At 61.3% G+C, this 17,373-nt stretch carries 18 protein-coding genes and 1 pseudogene; 12 read left to right on the top strand and 7 right to left on the bottom strand.

Going from position 1 to position 17,373, the window contains the following annotated elements; all coding sequences use genetic code 11:
* Nucleotides 1-109 precede the first annotated feature (109 nt).
* On the top strand, nt 110-823 hold the full coding sequence (locus PYH37_RS16025; RefSeq protein ID WP_280735903.1) for a helix-turn-helix transcriptional regulator: 714 nt from the start codon (nt 110-112) through the stop codon (nt 821-823).
* A gap of 238 nt (nt 824-1,061) precedes the next feature.
* On the opposite strand, the gene PYH37_RS16020 is transcribed toward PYH37_RS16025, so the two are convergent.
* The gene (locus PYH37_RS16020; RefSeq protein ID WP_280735902.1) at nt 1,062-1,664 is read right to left on the bottom strand and encodes a superoxide dismutase; all 603 of its coding nucleotides are present in this window, start codon (nt 1,662-1,664) and stop codon (nt 1,062-1,064) included.
* Nucleotides 1,665-2,281: 617 nt separating this feature from the next.
* Between PYH37_RS16020 and PYH37_RS16015 the strand changes: the two genes are divergently transcribed.
* Nucleotides 2,282-2,692, top strand: coding sequence for a VOC family protein (locus PYH37_RS16015; RefSeq protein ID WP_280735901.1), 411 nt, complete (start codon nt 2,282-2,284; stop codon nt 2,690-2,692).
* A gap of 4 nt (nt 2,693-2,696) precedes the next feature.
* Nucleotides 2,697-2,954, top strand: coding sequence for a YdeI/OmpD-associated family protein (locus PYH37_RS16010; RefSeq protein WP_280735900.1), 258 nt, complete (start codon nt 2,697-2,699; stop codon nt 2,952-2,954).
* A 23-nt stretch (nt 2,955-2,977) separates the two neighbouring features.
* On the opposite strand, the gene PYH37_RS16005 is transcribed toward PYH37_RS16010, so the two are convergent.
* A complete protein-coding gene (locus PYH37_RS16005; RefSeq protein WP_280735899.1) occupies nt 2,978-3,859 on the bottom strand; it encodes a branched-chain amino acid aminotransferase in 882 nt (293 codons plus the stop codon).
* Between the two features lie 158 nt (nt 3,860-4,017).
* Here PYH37_RS16005 and PYH37_RS16000 point away from each other — a divergent pair, with 158 nt between their 5' ends.
* The 5 genes from PYH37_RS16000 to PYH37_RS15980 all read left to right on the top strand — a co-directional run bounded on the left by PYH37_RS16000 (nt 4,018) and on the right by PYH37_RS15980 (nt 8,239).
* The gene (locus PYH37_RS16000; protein WP_280735898.1) at nt 4,018-5,058 is read left to right on the top strand and encodes a zinc-dependent alcohol dehydrogenase family protein; all 1,041 of its coding nucleotides are present in this window, start codon (nt 4,018-4,020) and stop codon (nt 5,056-5,058) included.
* 69 nt (nt 5,059-5,127) lie between these two features.
* Complete coding sequence (locus PYH37_RS15995; RefSeq protein WP_280735897.1) at nt 5,128-5,679, top strand: phosphatase; 552 nt, start codon at nt 5,128-5,130, stop codon at nt 5,677-5,679.
* Between the two features lie 186 nt (nt 5,680-5,865).
* Nucleotides 5,866-6,528, top strand: a complete 663-nt coding sequence (locus PYH37_RS15990; RefSeq protein ID WP_280735896.1) for a haloacid dehalogenase type II — start codon at nt 5,866-5,868, stop codon at nt 6,526-6,528.
* A 12-nt stretch (nt 6,529-6,540) separates the two neighbouring features.
* A complete protein-coding gene (tam, locus tag PYH37_RS15985) occupies nt 6,541-7,335 on the top strand; it encodes a trans-aconitate 2-methyltransferase (protein ID WP_280735895.1) in 795 nt (264 codons plus the stop codon).
* A gap of 70 nt (nt 7,336-7,405) precedes the next feature.
* Nucleotides 7,406-8,239 (top strand): aldo/keto reductase, encoded by an 834-nt coding sequence (locus tag PYH37_RS15980; protein WP_280735894.1) that lies wholly within the window; start codon nt 7,406-7,408, stop codon nt 8,237-8,239.
* Nucleotides 8,240-8,333: 94 nt separating this feature from the next.
* Here the strand turns inward: PYH37_RS15980 and PYH37_RS15975 are convergent, their stop codons facing one another.
* On the bottom strand, nt 8,334-8,726 hold the full coding sequence (locus PYH37_RS15975; protein WP_280735893.1) for a hypothetical protein: 393 nt from the start codon (nt 8,724-8,726) through the stop codon (nt 8,334-8,336).
* 296 nt (nt 8,727-9,022) lie between these two features.
* On the opposite strand from PYH37_RS15975, the gene PYH37_RS15970 reads away from it, so the two are divergent.
* Both PYH37_RS15970 and PYH37_RS15965 read left to right on the top strand, forming a co-directional pair.
* Nucleotides 9,023-10,570, top strand: a complete 1,548-nt coding sequence (locus PYH37_RS15970; RefSeq protein WP_280735892.1) for a helicase HerA-like C-terminal domain-containing protein — start codon at nt 9,023-9,025, stop codon at nt 10,568-10,570.
* Between the two features lie 27 nt (nt 10,571-10,597).
* On the top strand, nt 10,598-10,810 hold the full coding sequence (locus tag PYH37_RS15965; protein WP_280735891.1) for an alkylphosphonate utilization protein: 213 nt from the start codon (nt 10,598-10,600) through the stop codon (nt 10,808-10,810).
* Between the two features lie 140 nt (nt 10,811-10,950).
* Here the strand turns inward: PYH37_RS15965 and PYH37_RS15960 are convergent, their stop codons facing one another.
* On the bottom strand, nt 10,951-11,373 hold the full coding sequence (locus PYH37_RS15960) for an organic hydroperoxide resistance protein (protein ID WP_280735890.1): 423 nt from the start codon (nt 11,371-11,373) through the stop codon (nt 10,951-10,953).
* A gap of 114 nt (nt 11,374-11,487) precedes the next feature.
* On the opposite strand from PYH37_RS15960, the gene PYH37_RS15955 reads away from it, so the two are divergent.
* A complete protein-coding gene (locus PYH37_RS15955) occupies nt 11,488-11,964 on the top strand; it encodes a MarR family winged helix-turn-helix transcriptional regulator (RefSeq protein WP_280735889.1) in 477 nt (158 codons plus the stop codon).
* A 24-nt stretch (nt 11,965-11,988) separates the two neighbouring features.
* On the opposite strand, the gene PYH37_RS15950 is transcribed toward PYH37_RS15955, so the two are convergent.
* Together PYH37_RS15950 and PYH37_RS15945 are read right to left on the bottom strand one after the other, a co-directional pair.
* A complete protein-coding gene (locus tag PYH37_RS15950) occupies nt 11,989-12,765 on the bottom strand; it encodes a L,D-transpeptidase family protein (RefSeq protein ID WP_280735888.1) in 777 nt (258 codons plus the stop codon).
* A 301-nt stretch (nt 12,766-13,066) separates the two neighbouring features.
* Nucleotides 13,067-15,410: pseudogene (locus PYH37_RS15945) on the bottom strand (putative bifunctional diguanylate cyclase/phosphodiesterase).
* 254 nt (nt 15,411-15,664) lie between these two features.
* On the opposite strand from PYH37_RS15945, the gene PYH37_RS15940 reads away from it, so the two are divergent.
* The gene (locus PYH37_RS15940; protein WP_280735887.1) at nt 15,665-16,324 is read left to right on the top strand and encodes a glutathione S-transferase family protein; all 660 of its coding nucleotides are present in this window, start codon (nt 15,665-15,667) and stop codon (nt 16,322-16,324) included.
* Here PYH37_RS15940 and PYH37_RS15935 read toward each other — a convergent pair.
* Nucleotides 16,284-17,219, bottom strand: a complete 936-nt coding sequence (locus PYH37_RS15935) for a LysR substrate-binding domain-containing protein (protein WP_280735886.1) — start codon at nt 17,217-17,219, stop codon at nt 16,284-16,286. The two genes, PYH37_RS15940 and PYH37_RS15935, sit on opposite strands and share 41 nt — an antisense overlap.
* Nucleotides 17,220-17,373: the final 154 nt, after the last annotated feature.

Genomic DNA, 17,373 nt, shown 5'->3' with positions numbered 1-17,373 from the left:
AGGGATACCGAACCGGATTGCAGACTTTTCAATCCGTTGGCTCGTGCTATACCGCTGCCCAACTGACAATGTCTTGTCAGGAGGTTTGAGGCGGTGGAGGTTTTTTGCCGTGCGCAAGGCATCGCGGCTATTCGAGATCATCCAGATTCTAAGGCTCGCCAGGAAACCGGTCACCGCGGCAGACATTGCCGAAGCGTTGGAGGTCACGCCGCGCTCGATCTACCGTGATATTGCCGCCTTGCAGGCGATGCGGGTGCCGATCGAGGGTGAACGCGGCATCGGCTACATTCTGAGGCCCGGCTTCGACCTGCCGCCCTTGATGTTCTCGATCGAGGAGACGGAGGCGATCGTGCTGGCACTTGCCTTCCTCGCACGCACCGCCGACGAGGAACTGAGAGCGGCGGCGCGACGGGTCAGTCAGAAAATCACCGGCGCCGTGCCGCAGCCTCTTCGCCAGGCCTTCCAGTCGCAAGCGCTGCACGCCTGGGGTTCGGTCGCAGTTGCGCCACCGGCCATCGACCTCGCCTTAGTCCGCCGCGCGATCCGCGACGAACAGAAACTGGCGCTCGACTACCGCGACGAACTCGGGCGGGCAACGGAACGCACGGTGCGGCCGCTGGCGCTGATCTACTATTCGGAACATGCGATGATGGTTGCCTGGTGCGAATTGCGGCAGGATATCCGCAACTTTCGCGCCGACCGGGTGGAGCACTGCGAGCCGGCCGGCGAATTTTTCCATGGCGAGGGCGACAAGCTCAGGCAGCTCTGGATCGCCGGGTGGAAAATGAATGCAGCGCAGCCGCTTGAGGCGGGCGACTCATAGAGGCGCGCGGGACAGTTAGCTATGCGCGCAATATTCCCCTCATCGGCCTGCCGGTCACCTTCTCCCCATTTTGATGGGGAAACGACACGCGCGGCGAGGCCCCTATCCCCCTCTCCCATCCTTGGGAGAGGTCGGGGTGAAGTGCAATCACCAGCCTCGCGCCCGCAGCCACCCCGTCCCACAAAAAAGACCCGGCGCAGGCGCCGGGTCGGATTTTCTGTCGCGATAGACGAGCCGCTTACTTGGTGGCTGCTTCGTACATTTCGAGGACGTAGTCCCAGTTGATGAGGTTGTCGACGAAAGCTTCGAGATATTTCGGACGGGCGTTGCGGTAGTCGATGTAATAGGAATGCTCCCAGACATCGACGCCGAGGATCGGCGAGGCGCCGTGGACGAGCGGGTTTTCGCCGTTCGGCGTCTTGGAGATTTCAAGCTTGCCATTCTTGACCGAAAGCCAGGCCCAACCGGAGCCGAACTGGCCGGTGCCGGCAGCGATGAAATCGCCACGGAACTTGTCGTAACCGCCGAGATCGGACTTGATGGCCGCGTCGAGCTTGCCCGGCAGGCTGGTGCCGCCGCCGCCTTTCTTCATCCACTTCCAGAAGTGGATGTGGTTGTAGTGCTGGCCGGCATTGTTGAACAGCGGCTGGTTGGTGCCATAGGACTTCTTGACGACTTCCTCCACCGAAAGATTGGAAAGACCGGCTTCCTCGGCGAGCTTGTTGCCGTTCGTCACGTAAGCAAGGTGATGCTTGTCGTGGTGGTATTCGAGCGTTTCGCGCGACATGTAGGGGGCGAGAGCATCGTAATCATAGGGAAGGTTCGGCAATTCGAAAGCCATTGTGGCATCTCCTCTTGGCATGGGATTTCGTCATGGAAATCTGTGAGCGGGAACATAGGCACCGGCTTGGCGGGAGGCAACCGATGCGGTGCCAAAATTTCCCTAACCACGCAAAATACTTTCATCATGCTTTCAGCGATCGTGGTCCCTGGGCAAGATCAGGGAAAGTGTGCGCAGTTCGCCCGCATCCAAGATCACTGTGATACGCGGCACATTTCAGGCCAAGACGGCGCGCAACTTTCCCGCGCACAAGCTTTCGAAACCACGCAGGGGAGATAAATATGTCACCTCGCCCGGCCTTGACCGCCATGTTGTTGGCTGCAGCGAGCCTGACCGCGACCGTGGGGCACGGGTCATCAGGCGCCGCTTGGGAGGAGTTCCGTCGAGACGTTTCAGCCAGATGCGGCTGCCAAATCGCTGCCGGATGCCGCCGTCCTGGTGGATCCTTTTGGCTCACCCTGGCGCTTGTCACCGGCAAGCCGAAAGGCGGAGAAGAACCTGTTGCCGATATTTGCGTTTATGACAAGAAATCAAAACGTCGAGCTCGGCAGCGAGATCGATGCGAAAAGGGTGTCGGCATCGAAACCGTAGGCCAGGCAATCGGCAGGGAGGAAAAAATGGAGTTCCATCAGGGACGGCTCATCGACCATATTCATCTTCGCGTCGGCGACCTCAACGTCAGCAAGCGCTTCTATCAGGCCGTGCTTGGCGCGCTCGGTCACCAGCCGAGCTACCAGAGCAATTCAGCCTTTGCATTCGACGAGTTCTACGTCGATCAGGCGGATGACTATTGCACCCGCGTCCATCTCGCCTTCCAGGCCGCCGACCAGGATGCCGTGCAGCGATTTTACAAGGCGGGACTTGCCCATGGCGGCATGGACAACGGAGCGCCCGGCGAGCGCCAGTACCATCCCGGCTACTATGCTGCATTTCTCTTCGATCCGGACGGCAACAATATCGAGGCGGTCTATCATGGACCGACAACGCGCTCGTCCGCCGATGTCCTCGTGCGTCCGATCGAGATCTGAATACATGACCGGCGGCACCAGCAATCTCAAGCGCGCGATCCACCCGATGCCGGACGATATCGCCAGCCGATTGCGCGACAGCGGCCTCGAGGCTGCCTATGCGGCGCGTCCGGCCTACCAACGCAACGATTATCTCGGCTGGATTTCGCGGGCGAAGCATGAAGAGACCCGCGAAAGACGCATGGCGCAGATGCTCGCCGAACTTAAGGCCGGCGACACCTATATGCGCATGCCGTATCGTGGCCGGAGTGGCGCGAAATAGGCGGGGATTTCGTTGTCAGGGCCCTACACGTCACCGCTCGAATGCGCCCAATCCATGTAGAGATCACGGGCCTTGGCGGCGATCGGGCCGGCCTGCAGGTCCCGGCCTTCCAGGCGGGTGACCGGCAGCACTTTCGAATAGTTGCCGGTCGTGAAGATTTCGTCGGCCGCCTCGAAATCGGCCATGGTCAGCGTGGTTTCGATCACTTCGAAGCCAGCCTCGCGCAAAAGGCCCATGCCGCGAAAACGGGTAATGCCAGCAAGGAAGGTCTTGTTCGCCGCCGGCGTGAAAATGACGCCGTCCTTCACCATGAAGACATTGGACGAACCGGTCTCGGCGATATTGCCGAGCATGTCGCGCACGAGCGCATTGTCGAAGCCGCGCGAACGCGCCTCGCTTAAAATGCGGCCATTGTTGGGATAGAGGCAGCCGGCTTTGGCGTCCGTCGGCATGCATTCGATCGTCGGGCGGCGGAACGGCGATAGCGTCAGCGACGAGCCGGCATGGGCATTGCCCATCGGCGCCTCGAACAGGCAGAGTGCGAAGCGGGTCGATTCCGGATCGACGGCTACAACGCTCCATGAGCCGTGCTCACCCCAATACATCGGCTTTACATAAAGGGCCGTCTTTCCGTCGAACTTCTTCACGCCCTCCCAGGTGAGCGCCTCGATCTCTTCGGCAGCCATCGTGGGCTTCAGGCCGAGCGACACGGCAGAACGATTGACGCGCTGGCAATGCAGATCGAGATCCGGGGCGATGCCGTCAAACCAGCGCGCGCCGTCGAACACGGTCGAGCCGAGCCACATCGCGTGAGACGTCGGTCCGATCAGCGGCGGATTGCCGGAAAGCCACTCACCATCGACATAGGTCCAGGTGGTGGAGCGGGGTGATGTATCGACGGCCATCGGCGTCTCCTTCTCGGCTTGTCGTGTGTTCGTCCGGTCTAGCCGGAAAAAACAGCATCGGGTTGAATGGGTACATCAAAAAATGTCATGGCGTCCATTCTGGCACCACCCGGAGCGCCATGCGAGAATGACCGAAAACCGCAGGGGAGCGGACCGCAATGAAAGCGATCTATTACGACGCATTCGAAAAGACGCCGGAAATCAAGATGCTGCCGGACCCGACGCCGACGGAATACGGCGTCGTCATCAAGGTCGAGGCGACCGGACTTTGCCGCAGCGACTGGCACGGCTGGATGGGGCACGACGCGGATATCCGCCTGCCGCACGTGCCCGGCCACGAGCTCGCCGGAACAATCGCCGCCGCCGGTCGCGGCGTCTTGCGTTATAAGGCCGGCGACCGCGTGACGGTGCCTTTCGTTTCCGGCTGCGGACGCTGCGGCGAGTGCCGCTCCGGCAACCAACAGGTCTGCGAAGCACAGTTCCAGCCCGGCTTCACCCATTGGGGCTCCTTTGCCGAGTTTGTGGCGCTCGACTTTGCCGACCAGAACCTCGTGCACCTGCCGGAGAGCATGGATTCTGCGACCGCCGCAAGCCTTGGCTGCCGCTTCGCCACCTCCTTCCGGGCCATCGCCGACCAGGCACGGGTCCAGGGCGGCGAATGGGTAGCGGTGCACGGCTGCGGCGGTGTCGGCCTCTCGGCGATCATGATCGCCGCCGCACTCGGCGCCAATCCGATCGCGATCGACATTTCCGAGGAAAAGCTCGCCTTCGCCCGCAGGCTCGGCGCCGTCGCCGCAATCAACGGCCGCGAAACGGAAGATGTCGCCGGTGCGGTGAAGGAGATCACCAAAGGCGGCGCCCATGTTTCGATCGATGCGCTCGGCTCCCCCGTCACCTGCTTCAATTCGATCAAGAACCTCCGCCGGCGCGGCCGGCATGTGCAGGTGGGCCTGATGCTCGCAGACCATGCGACTCCACAAATCCCGATGGCGCAGGTGATCGGCCACGAACTCGAGATCTATGGCAGCCACGGCATGCAGGCCTGGCGCTACGACGCGATGCTCGCGATGATCACGGCCGGCAAACTCGATCCGAAACAGTTGATCGGCCGCGAGATTTCGTTGGAAGAGGCCGTGCCGGCGCTGGTGGCGATGGACCGTGCGACCGACCTCGGCATCAGCGTGATTACAAGGTTCTGATGAAGAGATTCCGATCGCTCCGCCGCACTGTTATTCTCATCGGGCAAGACGAATCAGCGAGGTCCTGTCATGGCGCTTGCGGCTCAGGCGACAGAAAGCGAACTTTACCGCCCCGTTCTCGAAGCCAATCCAGAACATGCGAACGGCTGGCCGGTGCGCGTGATCGTGAGTTCGCAGACCGAGGCGCGGCACAATCGCGTGCTCTGGGCGCCGACGCATCTCATCTCTATCCGCGCGCCCGCAAGCCGGCTGCTTTCCATGATCGAACTGCCGCCGGAGCGGCATCTGGAACTCCATTTCGGCGACGCCACCGATCCGGATGCGCCGGACGCCGCACGTTTCGAGGCGGTCGAGGCGGCTTTTGCTTTTGTCGACAGTCTGCCGGAGGACGCGCATCTGCTCGTCCACTGTCTTCGGGGCATCGGCCGCTCGACGGCGCTGACGCTCGGCATCCTGGCGCGCTACATGGCGCCGGAGAGCGCGGCTGCCGCCCTTCACGCGCTGCGCCCCGAAGCCAAGCCGAACCGCCACGTAGTCGGCCTCTGCGATGCGGCTCTCGGCCTCAAGGGCAAACTGGCCAAGCAGGCGCTGCGGTTCCCTGCAAAGGTCTGGAAAGGCTGAACAATGGCAGCAACCGCAGAGGGAGGCATTGTGCGGTGCACAAATTTTTGACATGATCCAGGGAAAAGAAATGGAGAAAGCAGAGCGTCTTCTGACGCGACGCTATAAGCCCTTGTTTTGGCGGCTATTCACTTGAGAGAAATTCCTCTTGCGCGCCGCCGAACGATGGATTGACGGGAGAGTTTGATGTCTCACGCGGCCTATGTCTTCGACGCCTATGGGACGCTTTTCGATGTGCATGCGGCCGTGCGCCGCCATGCAGAGGCCATCGGGCCCGATGGCCAGGCCTTTTCCGAGCTCTGGCGCGCCAAGCAACTCGAATATTCTTGGGTGCGCTCGCTGATGGGTGCCTATGTCGACTTCTGGCAGTTGACGGAGCAATCGCTGGATTACGCCTTCGCGCGCTTCCCTTCGGCCGATCCGAAGCTCAAGAAGCGGCTGCTCGACGCCTATTGGGCGCTCGATTGCTACCCGGAGGTTCCGGCCGTGCTGCGGGGATTGAAGGAGCGCGGCGCCCGCATCGCCATCCTTTCGAACGGCTCACCCGCAATGCTTGCCTCCGCCGTGAAGAATGCCGCCCTCGACATTATCATAGACGACGTCTTCTCGGTCGATGCGGTCAGAGCCTTCAAGACGGCACCCGCCGTCTACGACCTGGTGACGACGCAATACCGGCTTTATCCGCATGCGGTTTCGTTCCAGTCGTCGAACCGCTGGGACATTGCAGGTGCGACCAAGTTCGGCTTCCGCACGGTCTGGATCAACCGCGCCGATATGCCGGACGAATATAAGGATTATGGTCCGGCGCTCATCCTGCCCTCGCTTGAAAGCCTGCAGTTCGGCATATGAAGGAACGGCCCGATGGCCTGGTCGGCAGCGCAATACGTGAAGTTCGAGGATGAACGGACGCGGCCGGCACGCGATCTCATCGCCCAGGTGCCCGATCTTCCCGCCGGCCCGGCCTTCGACCTCGGCTGCGGACCCGGAAATTCGACGCAACTGATCCTTGAGCGCTTCCCGAATAACCCGCTCACCGGCATCGACAGCGACGATGACATGCTGGCGGCCGCCCGCAATCGGCTGCCTGATCTGCGCTTCGAAAAGGCAGATCTCGCCAACTGGATGCCGCCGCACGGGGCTGCGCTTTTCTTCGCGAATGCGGTCTTCCAATGGCTGCCGAAGCATATCGCCATTCTCGAGCGGCTCATCGACGCGCTGGTGCCGGGCGGGGCGCTCGCGGTGCAGATGCCCGACAATCTCGACGAGCCGTCGCATCAACTGATGCAGGAAACGGCCGAGGAACCAGCCTTTGCGCAGGCCTATGGCGGCTGGACGCTCCAGCGCATGCCCCTCCCCCCGCCGGGGACCTATGTCGAAAGGCTCACCCCTCATGCGGCTCGGGTCGATATCTGGCACACGGTGTATTACCACCCCCTCGCCAATGCGAATGCCATCGTCGAATGGGTGAAAGGCACGGGACTGCGCCCCTATCTCGACGCATTGCCAGCCGACCGGCGTACAGACTACCTCGCGGCCTACGCCGAGAAGATTCGTAGGGCTTATCCTGCCATGGCGGACGGGCGCGTGCTGCTGCGTTTTCCGCGCCTGTTCATTGTCGCTACAGCCCCGACACCACCGGTCAGCAAGGCGCCTTGAAGCCGCGCCCGACGGGGACAAGTATAGGGGTGTTGCTTCTCTCGGCTGACCCTAGATCAAGGAGCCCTCAATGCATGCAGTCAATTCAAACGGCGCCAATATACCCGCTCTCGGCTTCGGCACGTTCCGCATGTCTGGACCCGAGGTGCTTCACATACTACCGGAAGCTTTGAGGCTCGGTTTCCGCCATGTCGACACGGCTCAGGCCTATCGCAACGAGGCGGAAGTCGGCGAAGCAATCCGCAAGTCGGGAATTCCGCGTGCGGACATCTTCCTGACGACGAAAGTCTGGGTCGACAATTATCGCCATGACGCGTTCATCGGCTCGGTCGATGAAAGCCTGCGAAAGCTGAAGACCGATCATGTCGATCTGCTGCTGCTCCATTGGCCGGGCAGCTGCGTGCCGATGGCCGAGCGTATCGGCGCGCTGAACGAGGTGCGGAAGGCAGGCAAGGTGCGCCATATCGGCGTCAGCAATTTCAACACGGCGCAGATGGAGGAGGCGGTGCTGTTCAGCGACGCGCCGATCGCGACCAATCAGGTCGAGTATCACCCGTATCTCGCCCAGACGAAGGTTCTGCAAACCGCACGCCGGCTTGGGATGTCTCTCACCGCCTATTACGCCATGGCCAATGGCAGGGTGCCTTCTGATCCCCTGCTCAAAGACACCGGCGCGCGCCATGGGAAGACCGCTGCACAGGTGGCGCTGCGCTGGCTCGTGCAACAGAAGGACGTCGTCGCGCTGTCGAAAACGGCGACGGAATCGCGGCTCAAGGAAAACTTTGAGATCTTCGATTTTGCGCTGACGCGGGAGGAAATGGCGGCGATCAGCGGGCTCGCCCGCCCGGACGGCCGGATCGTCAGTCCCGCAGGGCTGGCGCCTCAGTGGGACGAGGCTGCCTGACACGGGATCAAAATCCTGGAAAGTCGAAACAACAACACCCACCGAACGCTTCGGTGGGTGTTTGACACAGGTTCGGGCGTCTAACGGGTTGTCATCAGACGAATTGGCTGAGGCCCGGGACGGAGGCGACAACCTCGTCGACCACCTCGTCACCCGCCTTTTCCTTGGCAAAGGCGATGGTTTCCTTGGCGAGCGCGGTGATCTCGCCCATGCCGAGGCCCTCGCTCATCAGTTGCTGGCCAAGCGCCATGACGCCCCCGCCGCCGATCGCCGACATGAGGCCGCCAAGCAATCCGCCACCGTTGCTGCCTTCGCCACTATACTGGGCGACCAGCTCAGGCCCGCCCGGGATTGCCTCGATCATCTTGGCAACCGGCCCTTCGGCCGCTTCGCGCTGGAGGAAACCGAGGATCATCCCCACAGCCTTTTCGGCCGTCGCAGGTTCGATTCCGACATTCTCCGCGACGCGTGTGACCAGTTCACTCATGGAAATCTCCTCGTTCGAATTTTTGACGTTAACGTCAAGGTAAATGATCGGTCCTGGAATGACAATAACAACCCCAATCCGTCAGGGCCGCGGAGCGTCGCCCGAATTCCAGCCATGGTTTCACAGCGCCTTACCAATGGCAATCCGGCCGCCGGCGCGACTGTTTCCGATTGCGACCATGTTGCCGCATGCAACTGCACCGCCTATAACAGAGCTGAGCGAAACTTCGATGACGGGCCTTTGCGCAACATGCGGGAACTGCCCGGTTTCATTGATAAAACGGAGATGAAACCCCCATGCTGCAGGAAGGCAAGCTCTATGTCGGAACCAGCCGCAAGCCGGACGATTCGGTCAACAAGGCCGAGTATCTGGAGCTCAAATTCGGTAACCGCCACGGGCTGATCACCGGCGCCACCGGCACAGGCAAGACGGTAACGCTGCAGATCCTCGCCGAGGGCTTTTCAAATGCCGGCGTGCCGGTCTTCTGCGCCGACGTGAAGGGCGATCTTTCCGGTATCGGGGCGATCGGCGAGCCGAAGGACTTTCTGCTGAAACGGGCTGAGCAGATCGGCCTTACGCCCTACGAGTTCCAGGAGTTTCCGGTGATCTTCTGGGACCTCTACGGAGAGAAGGGCCACCGGGTGCGCACCACCATGTCGGAGATGGGACCGCTCCTCCTGTCGCGACTGATGAACGCTAGCGATGCCCAGGAAGGCGTGTTGAACATCGCCTTCAAGATCGCCGATGAGGGCGGACTTCCCCTCCTCGACCTCAAGGATCTGCAGTCGCTGCTCAACTATATGGGCGAGAACGCAAGCGCGCTTTCCAACCAGTTCGGCTTCATCTCCAAGTCCTCGGTAGGCTCGATCCAGCGCGAGCTGCTGATCCTCGAGCAGCAGGGCGCACAGCATTTCTTCGGCGAACCGGCACTGAAGATCACCGACATCATGCGCACCACCAATGACGGTCGGGGCGCAATCTCGGTGCTTGCCGCCGACAAGCTGATGATGAACCCGCGGCTCTACGCGACCTTTCTCCTTTGGCTTCTCTCGGAGCTTTTCGAGGAATTGCCCGAGGTCGGCGATCCGGACAAGCCGAAGCTGGTGTTCTTCTTCGACGAGGCGCATCTGCTCTTCAACGATGCACCAAAGGTGCTCGTCGAGCGCGTCGAACAAGTGGTTCGTCTCATCCGCTCCAAGGGCGTCGGCGTTTATTTCGTCACCCAGAATCCGCTCGATGTGCCGGAAACGGTGCTGGCGCAGCTCGGCAATCGCGTCCAGCATGCGCTCCGCGCCTATACCCCGCGCGAACAGAAGGCGGTCAGGACGGCGGCCGACACGTTCCGCCCCAATCCCGATTTTAATTGCGCAGAGGTGATCACCAACCTCGGTACCGGCGAGGCGCTGGTCTCGACGCTTGAGGGCAAGGGCTCACCCTCGATAGTGGAGCGGACGCTGATCCGCCCGCCGGCTTCCCGCCTCGGTCCGCTGACGGAGGCCGAGCGCCAGAAGGTGATGGACGTCAGTCCGGTGCGTGGTCTCTATGACGAAGACTTCGATCGGGAATCCGCCTACGAGATGCTTGCAAAACGGGCGGCCAAGGCCGCGGAGCAGGCGGAAGCCAAACAGGCAGAGGCGCAAGCCCAGGAGACCGGCAGCGGACGCTGGACCCTGCCCGGTTTCGGTGACGATGCGTCGGAAAAGCCGGCAGGCAAACAGGCGCGTTCGTCCGGATACCAGCGTGAGACGATCGTCGAAGCCGCGATGAAATCGGTTGCCCGCACCGTAGCAACCCAGGTCGGCCGTGCCCTGGTGCGCGGTATCCTCGGCAGCCTGAAGCGGTAACCCAGTTATATACTCAAAGGATTGACCATGGACGTTAAGGACTCGAACGGCGCCATCCTGAAGGACGGCGACAATGTCACGCTGATCAAGGATCTGAAGGTAAAGGGGACCTCCACCACGTTGAAGCGCGGCACGCTGGTCAAGGGCATTCGCCTGACGGGCGATCCGGAAGAGGTCGAGTGCCGGGTCGAAAAGATCAAGGGACTGGTGCTGCGCACCGAGTTTCTAAAGAAGGCCTAGGCGGCCCCTTTACAAATCGCTCGAGGCACGCGCTCGTCGGGTGGGCTGCCGGGAATCGCCCTGTACCGAGGTCGCGAAAGACAAAGCTGAGGCCCGAAACGCGTTTCGGGCCTCAGCTTATAACAGCAACGAGCTCGCTCTCAGGCGACCGTCAGTTTCACGTCGATATTGCCCTTTGTCGCATGGCTGTAGGGGCAAACGATATGCGCCTTCTGCACCAGGTCCTCGACTACCGCCCGGTCAACGCCGGGCGCCGAGATTTCAAGCGCCGCGTCGATGCCGAAACCCGTGCCGTCCTCGCGAGGGCCGATGCCCACCGTGCCTGTCACTTTGGTGTCTTCCGGAAGCTTTACCTTTTCCTTGCCGGCGACGAACTTCAGCGCGCCGAGGAAGCAGGCGGAATAGCCGGCGGCGAAGAGTTGCTCCGGATTGGTGCCGCGCGCGCCGTCGCCGCCGAGTTCCTTCGGCACGGTGAGGGTAACGTCGAGCACGCCGTCAGCGCTCTTGGCCTGGCCGGCGCGGCCGCCGGTCGCGGATGCGGTGGTGCGGTAAACGATAGGCATGGCAGTCTCCTTCGTGTGATGTTGCCGATGGGCAGATACTTATCGCAAAATTAAATTGCTCGCAAATTAATTTTGCAAATTGCATTGTCGGCGCGAATTTGCGACAATGCCATCATGACGACCAAAGTGGCGAAATTTGATGCCCTGTCCGATGAGGTACTGACGCTCGGCAAGCAACTCTGTTTTGCCGTTTATTCGGCGGCGCATGCCTTCAACCGCGCCTATAAGCCGCTGCTTGACCGTTTCGGGCTCACCTACCCGCAATATCTCGTGCTGCTCGCGCTATGGCAGCAGGACAGCATGACGGTGAAGCGGATCGGCGAAGAGCTGGGCCTCGATTCCGGCACTCTTTCTCCGCTGCTCAAGCGGCTGGAAGCGGCCGGTTATGTCACCCGGCTGCGCGATCCGGCCGACGAGCGGCAGGTGATCGTCAGTCTCACGGAAAATGGCCGGGACCTGAAGGACGAGGCCTTCGGGATACTGATCGAAATCGGCAAGGCCACGGGTTGCAGCCTTGAAGAGGTCGGCGAATTGCGCGAAGCCCTGCACCGGCTGACGCAGCGGCTCGCGAACGATCAGCACGAAGGCTGATCGCTCAGCGGAAACGTAAATCCGTCAGATGACCAGGATCGGCGCCTTATTACGCACACGGTCGTAAAGATCGATGACATCCTGGTTGATCATGCGCACACAACCGGATGAAACCGCCTTGCCGATCGACTGCCATTCCGGCGTTCCATGCACGCGATAGAGCGTATCCTGGCCGTTCTGGAAGATATAGAGCGCGCGCGATCCGAGCGGGTTGTCGAGCCCCGGTGGCATGCCTCCATTCTGCGCCGAGTATTTCGCCAGGATCGGCTGGCGCGCAATCATTGAGCCCGGCGGCGTCCATTTTGGCCACTTCTGCTTCCACTGGATGACGCCGCGTCCCGACCAGGCGAAACCCTCTCGGCCAAGCCCGACCCCATATCGTAGAGCCTGGCCACCCGGCTGGATGAGGTAGAGATAGCGGTCGGCCGTATCCACGACGATGGTGCCAGGCCGCTCGCCGAACGGATCGCTGACTTCCTGGCGATAGAAACGGGCATCGATCTGCCGATAGGGCACCGCAGGGATCAGGAAGCCGCCATCCTCCATCGCCGCATAGATCTCCTCGTAGTAAGGGTCCTGGGCCGGTAATCCCGTCGGCTCGCCGACCGGTCCTTCCAGTATGCCTTCGGCGGGGTCGATCCAGCGACTCTCAAGAGCGGGATTGCGGAAAACCGGCGCCGTTTCCTGGCGAAACCGATCGGTGTTCATCGAAGAGGTGCAGCCCGCAAGGCCGGCGGAGGCGATTGCGAGTCCGGATGTGCGGAGGAACTGGCGGCGGGAAAAGACAGGCAGCGATGACATCGAGCTCTTGTGGTTTGAGTGCGGCGACTGAAGGAGCGGCAGGACAGGCATCAGCGACTCACGCCTCCCTGCCTTTCGAATAGATCACGGTGACCTTGGATTGAAGCAATCCAAAATCATTGTGATCGATATCGATAAGCCGGAGCAGGACGCAAGCGAAAACCGCTTATGTTTTTTTCTCATCTTGCTCCAGATTCGCATTTACGGCCGGAGCCGGCTTGTGTCAGCAAACTTCCGATCACAATTGTGCTATCGCAGTTCACAACCGCTGGTATGACACCAGACCCCGGCCGCGTGGCACCTACACGCGCCACGCATCGTTTAAGACGCACAAGGTTTGCCGCAGCAGCGCCTCGAAATCGCCGGCGGGCAGCGGCCGGCTGAAGAAATAGCCCTGGATCTCGTCGCAACCGCTCTGGCGCAGAAATTCAACCTGATCGAGGGTTTCTACCCCTTCGGCAATCACGCGCAGGCCGAGCTTCTGCGCGAGCGAGATGATCGCCGAGGTAATTGCCTTGTCATCGGGGTCGGAGGGAATGTCCTCTACAAACGAGCGATCGATCTTCAACCGCCGCACCGGAAAGCGTTTGAGCGCGCTGAGGCTCGAATATCCCGTCCCGAAATCATCGATGGCCAGATGCACACCGATTGCCTCGAGCTCATGCATGGTCGCGATCGCCCCTTGCACGTCCTGCATGATCAGGCTCTCGGTCAATTCGAGCTCGAGATAACGCGCCTCCAGACCCGTTTCAGTCAGTACCGCCGCCACCCGCGCGGCCCAGTTGCGTTCGCGAAACTGCCGCGCGGACACGTTGACGCTGATGATCAGAGGCGCCAGCCCGGCATCCTGCCAGGCCTTGCACTGGCGGCAGGCGGTTCTCAGTACCCAATCACCGATCGGCACGATCAGGCCGGTCTCTTCAGCGAGCGGAACGAAAGTAGCAGGGGAGAGCATGCCGCGAAGCGGATGCCTCCATCGCAACAGAGCTTCGGCCGCGAAGATGCGGCCGCTCTCAAGGCTCATCTGCGGCTGGTAATGCAGGACGAATTCTTCGCGGGCGATTGCCTCACGCAGTTCTTCCTGCCGCTGGAGCTTCTCATGAGCCTTGGCGGCCATCTCCTCGGAAAAGACCTGGAGGTTGTTGCGGCCGAGTTCCTTGGCGCGATACATGGCCATATCGGCGTTGGCGAGCAGTTCGCTTACGGTCCGGCCCTGGTTGGGGAAGCAGGCGACGCCCATGCTGCAAGTGACCTGCAGGCTGCAATCGTTGAGCTGCACCGGGGTGGCAATCGCGGCGCGAATATCCTCCAGGCGGGAGAGCACCACCTCCTGTTCCGTCGGTAGCCCGTTCAGGAGGATGATGAACTCATCGCCGCCGACGCGCACGACAACGTCGGACTTACGCACTGCGGCGCGCATGCGTTCTGCCACCGCCTTAAGCAGCTCATCACCGGCGGTATGACCGAGGCTGTCGTTGATCAGTTTGAAGTTGTCGAGATCGAGAAAGGCCAGAACCGCCCACTGATCGCATCCGCGAATTGCCTCGAGCATCCCGGCCACCTGCTCCTCGAAGAGGACGCGGTTGGGCAGGCCCGTCAAGGCATCGTGATGGGCCATGAAACTGATCCTGTCTTCGGCCCGCTTGCGCTCGATCGCGATCCCCGCCAGATGAGCAGCCATCGCGATCAACTCCTGCTGCCGGTCGCCCGGGACGCCGACTTCCCCCGAATAGAGCGCGAACGTGCCGAGGACCTGGCGTTCGCGTGAAACAATCGGCGTGGACCAGCAAGAACGTAAAGCGCAAGGCCGCAGGAGGTCGGCATATCCTTCCCAAAGCAGATCAGAGAGCACGTCGGAGACGATTACCTGCTCGCCGCGCCAGGCGGCCGTTCCGCAGGAACCCACGTTCGGGCCGATCTCAACACCATGGATGGCGGCGCAATAGACCTCGTCGAGGCTTGGAGCGGCGCCGTGCAGGAGATGGCGGCCGTCCTCCGAGAGGAGCAGAACTGACCCTTTGATACCGGGCAGCAGCAGTTCGATCAGCAGGATCAATTCGGTGAAGAATTCATCGAGCGGCCTGCCCTTCGCTATCATCTCCAGCAGCCGCGCTTGGCCTTCGAGCAGGCGCTCGGCACCCTTTCGATCGGTGATGTCGCGCGAGACGCCGACAACGCCGACAATCTTGCCGCGCTGGTTGCGCAGCGGCACTTTCGAGGTCATCAGCCAGCGGTCGCGGCCTTTCGTGACGATCGCCCGCTCTTCGATGCCGAAGATCGGCTCGCCCGTCTCAATTACGCGGCGTTCTATTTCGGCGAAACCCTGAGCGAATTCGCGCGGATGCAAGTCGAAATCGGTTTTGCCAACGAGATCCTGAAGGCTATCGAGACCATTGTCAGCAACGGTCACTTCGTTGGCGATGAGAAACCGCCCTTCGGTGTCTTTGGCATAGATATAATCGGGAACGTGGTTGATCATCGTTTCCAGCCAATAGTGGCGGTCCGCGATGTCGGGTTCTGGCGGGAAGATGCGTGCTACCTCCTCCGCAAGGCGGTTGCCGGCGTCGATCAACCGGCGCGTCTCCGCGTTGTCGCCCCGCGTTGAGGGCGGCGTATCGGCTACTGCGGGACGTTTTCCTTGCCAAGCAAAGCCTCCGGAAGAGCGGCCGGACTTTCCATTCCCAAGGCTAGCGAATAGAGGTTATGCTTCTCTAAACATCGTGCGGAAAAATCTCCTAAAGGTTGCAGACAACACCGCCGCCGGGGCGCCTCCTTATCGGCGGCTGGGAGCAAGCGACCGTCGCATCAAAAGATTTCATGTGACATATCAATGGGAACCGCTTCTGCCTGCATCTGCAATCGCGTATGGAGTCATGCATCGCAAAGGAGGAGGCCGAAGATGCTGACGATCTATGGCGTTTATCGTTCGCGGGCATCGCGCAACTACTGGATGGCGCATGAACTTGGCATCCCATTCAAATCCGTTCCCGTGATCCAGGCACGCCGCCTCGCGGATCCGCTGGCTGCGGACGCGCCTATCAACACCCGCTCCCCTAGCTTCCTTGCCGTCAATCCCATGGGTCTCATCCCGGCAATCGACGATAACGGGCTGGTGCTCACCGAATCTCTTGCCAACAATCTCTATCTCGCGCGCAAATATGGCGGGCCGCTTGCTCCGGCCGATCTCGCCGAAGAGGGGCAGATCGGCAACTGGACGATGTGGGCTGCGACCGAAGTGGAGCCCCACGCGGTCAAGATCATCCTTGCCTATGACGACGGTATCGAGAATACGCCCGAGGGGGAGGCACGTATCGCAGCTTGCGCGCAGTCGCTCGAAAAAGCATTTGCGGTGCTCGAGGCGCATCTTCAGAACCGCGATTATGTGGTCGGTGATCGCTTCACCGTCGCCGATCTCAACCTGGCAGAGGTCTTCCGCTATGCGATGAGCCAGACTGCTCTCTTCGACAGGCATCCTCGCGTCAAGACGTGGCTCGCGCGCTGCCAGTCGCGTCCCGCCTTCAAGTCGATGATGGAGGAACGGCTGCGGGAGCCGGAATAGCGGAGAGCAGCCGCATTCCCTCCTCGACTTCATCGCGTACCCAGCGTTTGAAGACGGTGGCGGCCTTGCTTTCACGCCTTGATGCGGACGTGACGAAATAGTGTCTAAAGCCGGTTTTTGCGCGGATTCCGAAGGGCGCCACCAGGCTGCCCTTCGTCACGGCGTAGCCGGCAAGCGTCTGCCAGGCAAGCATGACGCCTTGGCCGGCAATGGCCGCATCAAGCGCAAGCGACGCCTCGTTGAAGGCATGGCGCACCGTCATCCGGGAGCCGGAAAGACCGGCCGCGTTCAACCAAAGGTCCCAGGAAAACATCGCATGCTCATCGATGACCGCAGGTAGCTTCAGGATATCTGCGGGTTCACGCAGTTCTGCCGCGAGGGCCGGCGAGCAGACGGGAAAGACCTCCTGCTCCAGAAGCAGTTCGGCGCGCACGCCTGGCCAGCGCCCCGCACCGACGCGGATGCCGACGTCAACGTCGGAGGTCTCCAGATTGACGAGGGTGGTGGTGGCGTCAATTCTCAGCCGAATTTCCGGATGACGTTCGGCAAAGCGGTTAAGGCGGTAGACCAGCCAGCGAGCTGCAAAAACCGGGGCCACGGAAACCGTCAGCACCGACTCGTCACGGCGCCGGGCTTGCGCGACGGCTTCCGCGAGTTCCGCAAAGGCACTCGACAGCCGCACCAGGAGCTTGCGCCCGAAATCCGTGAGTACGAGCCCTCTCGGCGAGCGCTCGAAGATCGCGCGCCCCAGTTGCGCCTCGGTCTTGACGATCTGCTGACTCACGGCGCCAGGCGTCACGCCGAGTTCTTCCGACGCGGCCGCAAGCGAGCCGAGGCGACCGGCTGCCTCTACCGCACGTAGCCCATTCAGATGGATCGTGTTCAACTCTTTCATATAGCTTTTCTAAATCCGAAATCCGGCAATCTCAATTGCAAATATCGCCGAAGGGGCGGATGCTGCTCCAAGGTTCTTAGGATCCAGGTCGATCCAGGAGAAACCAGGCAGCAGTTCCAGACTTTTAATCGGATTCCTCCTTAGCTCCGAACAC

Source organism: Sinorhizobium numidicum (assembly GCF_029892045.1).
Classification (GTDB): Bacteria; Pseudomonadota; Alphaproteobacteria; order Rhizobiales; family Rhizobiaceae; genus Sinorhizobium; species Sinorhizobium numidicum.
Note: the sequence above shows the minus strand (reverse complement) of the source record. Positions and strands in the feature narration are given on the sequence as shown.

Excerpts from the sequence above, each read along its gene's own strand:
- PYH37_RS15940 (WP_280735887.1), top strand. The coding sequence starts at position 15,665 with ATGCTGACGATCTATGGCGTTTATCGTTCGCGGGCATCGCGCAACTAC.
- PYH37_RS15980 (WP_280735894.1), top strand. The coding sequence starts at position 7,406 with ATGCATGCAGTCAATTCAAACGGCGCCAATATACCCGCTCTCGGCTTC.
- PYH37_RS16015 (WP_280735901.1), top strand. The coding sequence starts at position 2,282 with ATGGAGTTCCATCAGGGACGGCTCATCGACCATATTCATCTTCGCGTC.
- tam (WP_280735895.1), top strand. The coding sequence starts at position 6,541 with ATGGCCTGGTCGGCAGCGCAATACGTGAAGTTCGAGGATGAACGGACG.
- PYH37_RS15970 (WP_280735892.1), top strand. The coding sequence starts at position 9,023 with ATGCTGCAGGAAGGCAAGCTCTATGTCGGAACCAGCCGCAAGCCGGAC.
- PYH37_RS15990 (WP_280735896.1), top strand. The coding sequence starts at position 5,866 with ATGTCTCACGCGGCCTATGTCTTCGACGCCTATGGGACGCTTTTCGAT.
- PYH37_RS15935 (WP_280735886.1), bottom strand. The coding sequence starts at position 17,219 with ATGAAAGAGTTGAACACGATCCATCTGAATGGGCTACGTGCGGTAGAG.
- PYH37_RS15975 (WP_280735893.1), bottom strand. The coding sequence starts at position 8,726 with ATGAGTGAACTGGTCACACGCGTCGCGGAGAATGTCGGAATCGAACCT.
- PYH37_RS15960 (WP_280735890.1), bottom strand. The coding sequence starts at position 11,373 with ATGCCTATCGTTTACCGCACCACCGCATCCGCGACCGGCGGCCGCGCC.
- PYH37_RS15955 (WP_280735889.1), top strand. The coding sequence starts at position 11,488 with ATGACGACCAAAGTGGCGAAATTTGATGCCCTGTCCGATGAGGTACTG.
- PYH37_RS16005 (WP_280735899.1), bottom strand. The coding sequence starts at position 3,859 with ATGGCCGTCGATACATCACCCCGCTCCACCACCTGGACCTATGTCGAT.
- PYH37_RS16000 (WP_280735898.1), top strand. The coding sequence starts at position 4,018 with ATGAAAGCGATCTATTACGACGCATTCGAAAAGACGCCGGAAATCAAG.
- PYH37_RS16020 (WP_280735902.1), bottom strand. The coding sequence starts at position 1,664 with ATGGCTTTCGAATTGCCGAACCTTCCCTATGATTACGATGCTCTCGCC.
- PYH37_RS15965 (WP_280735891.1), top strand. The coding sequence starts at position 10,598 with ATGGACGTTAAGGACTCGAACGGCGCCATCCTGAAGGACGGCGACAAT.
- PYH37_RS15950 (WP_280735888.1), bottom strand. The coding sequence starts at position 12,765 with ATGTCATCGCTGCCTGTCTTTTCCCGCCGCCAGTTCCTCCGCACATCC.
- PYH37_RS15995 (WP_280735897.1), top strand. The coding sequence starts at position 5,128 with ATGGCGCTTGCGGCTCAGGCGACAGAAAGCGAACTTTACCGCCCCGTT.
- PYH37_RS16010 (WP_280735900.1), top strand. The coding sequence starts at position 2,697 with ATGACCGGCGGCACCAGCAATCTCAAGCGCGCGATCCACCCGATGCCG.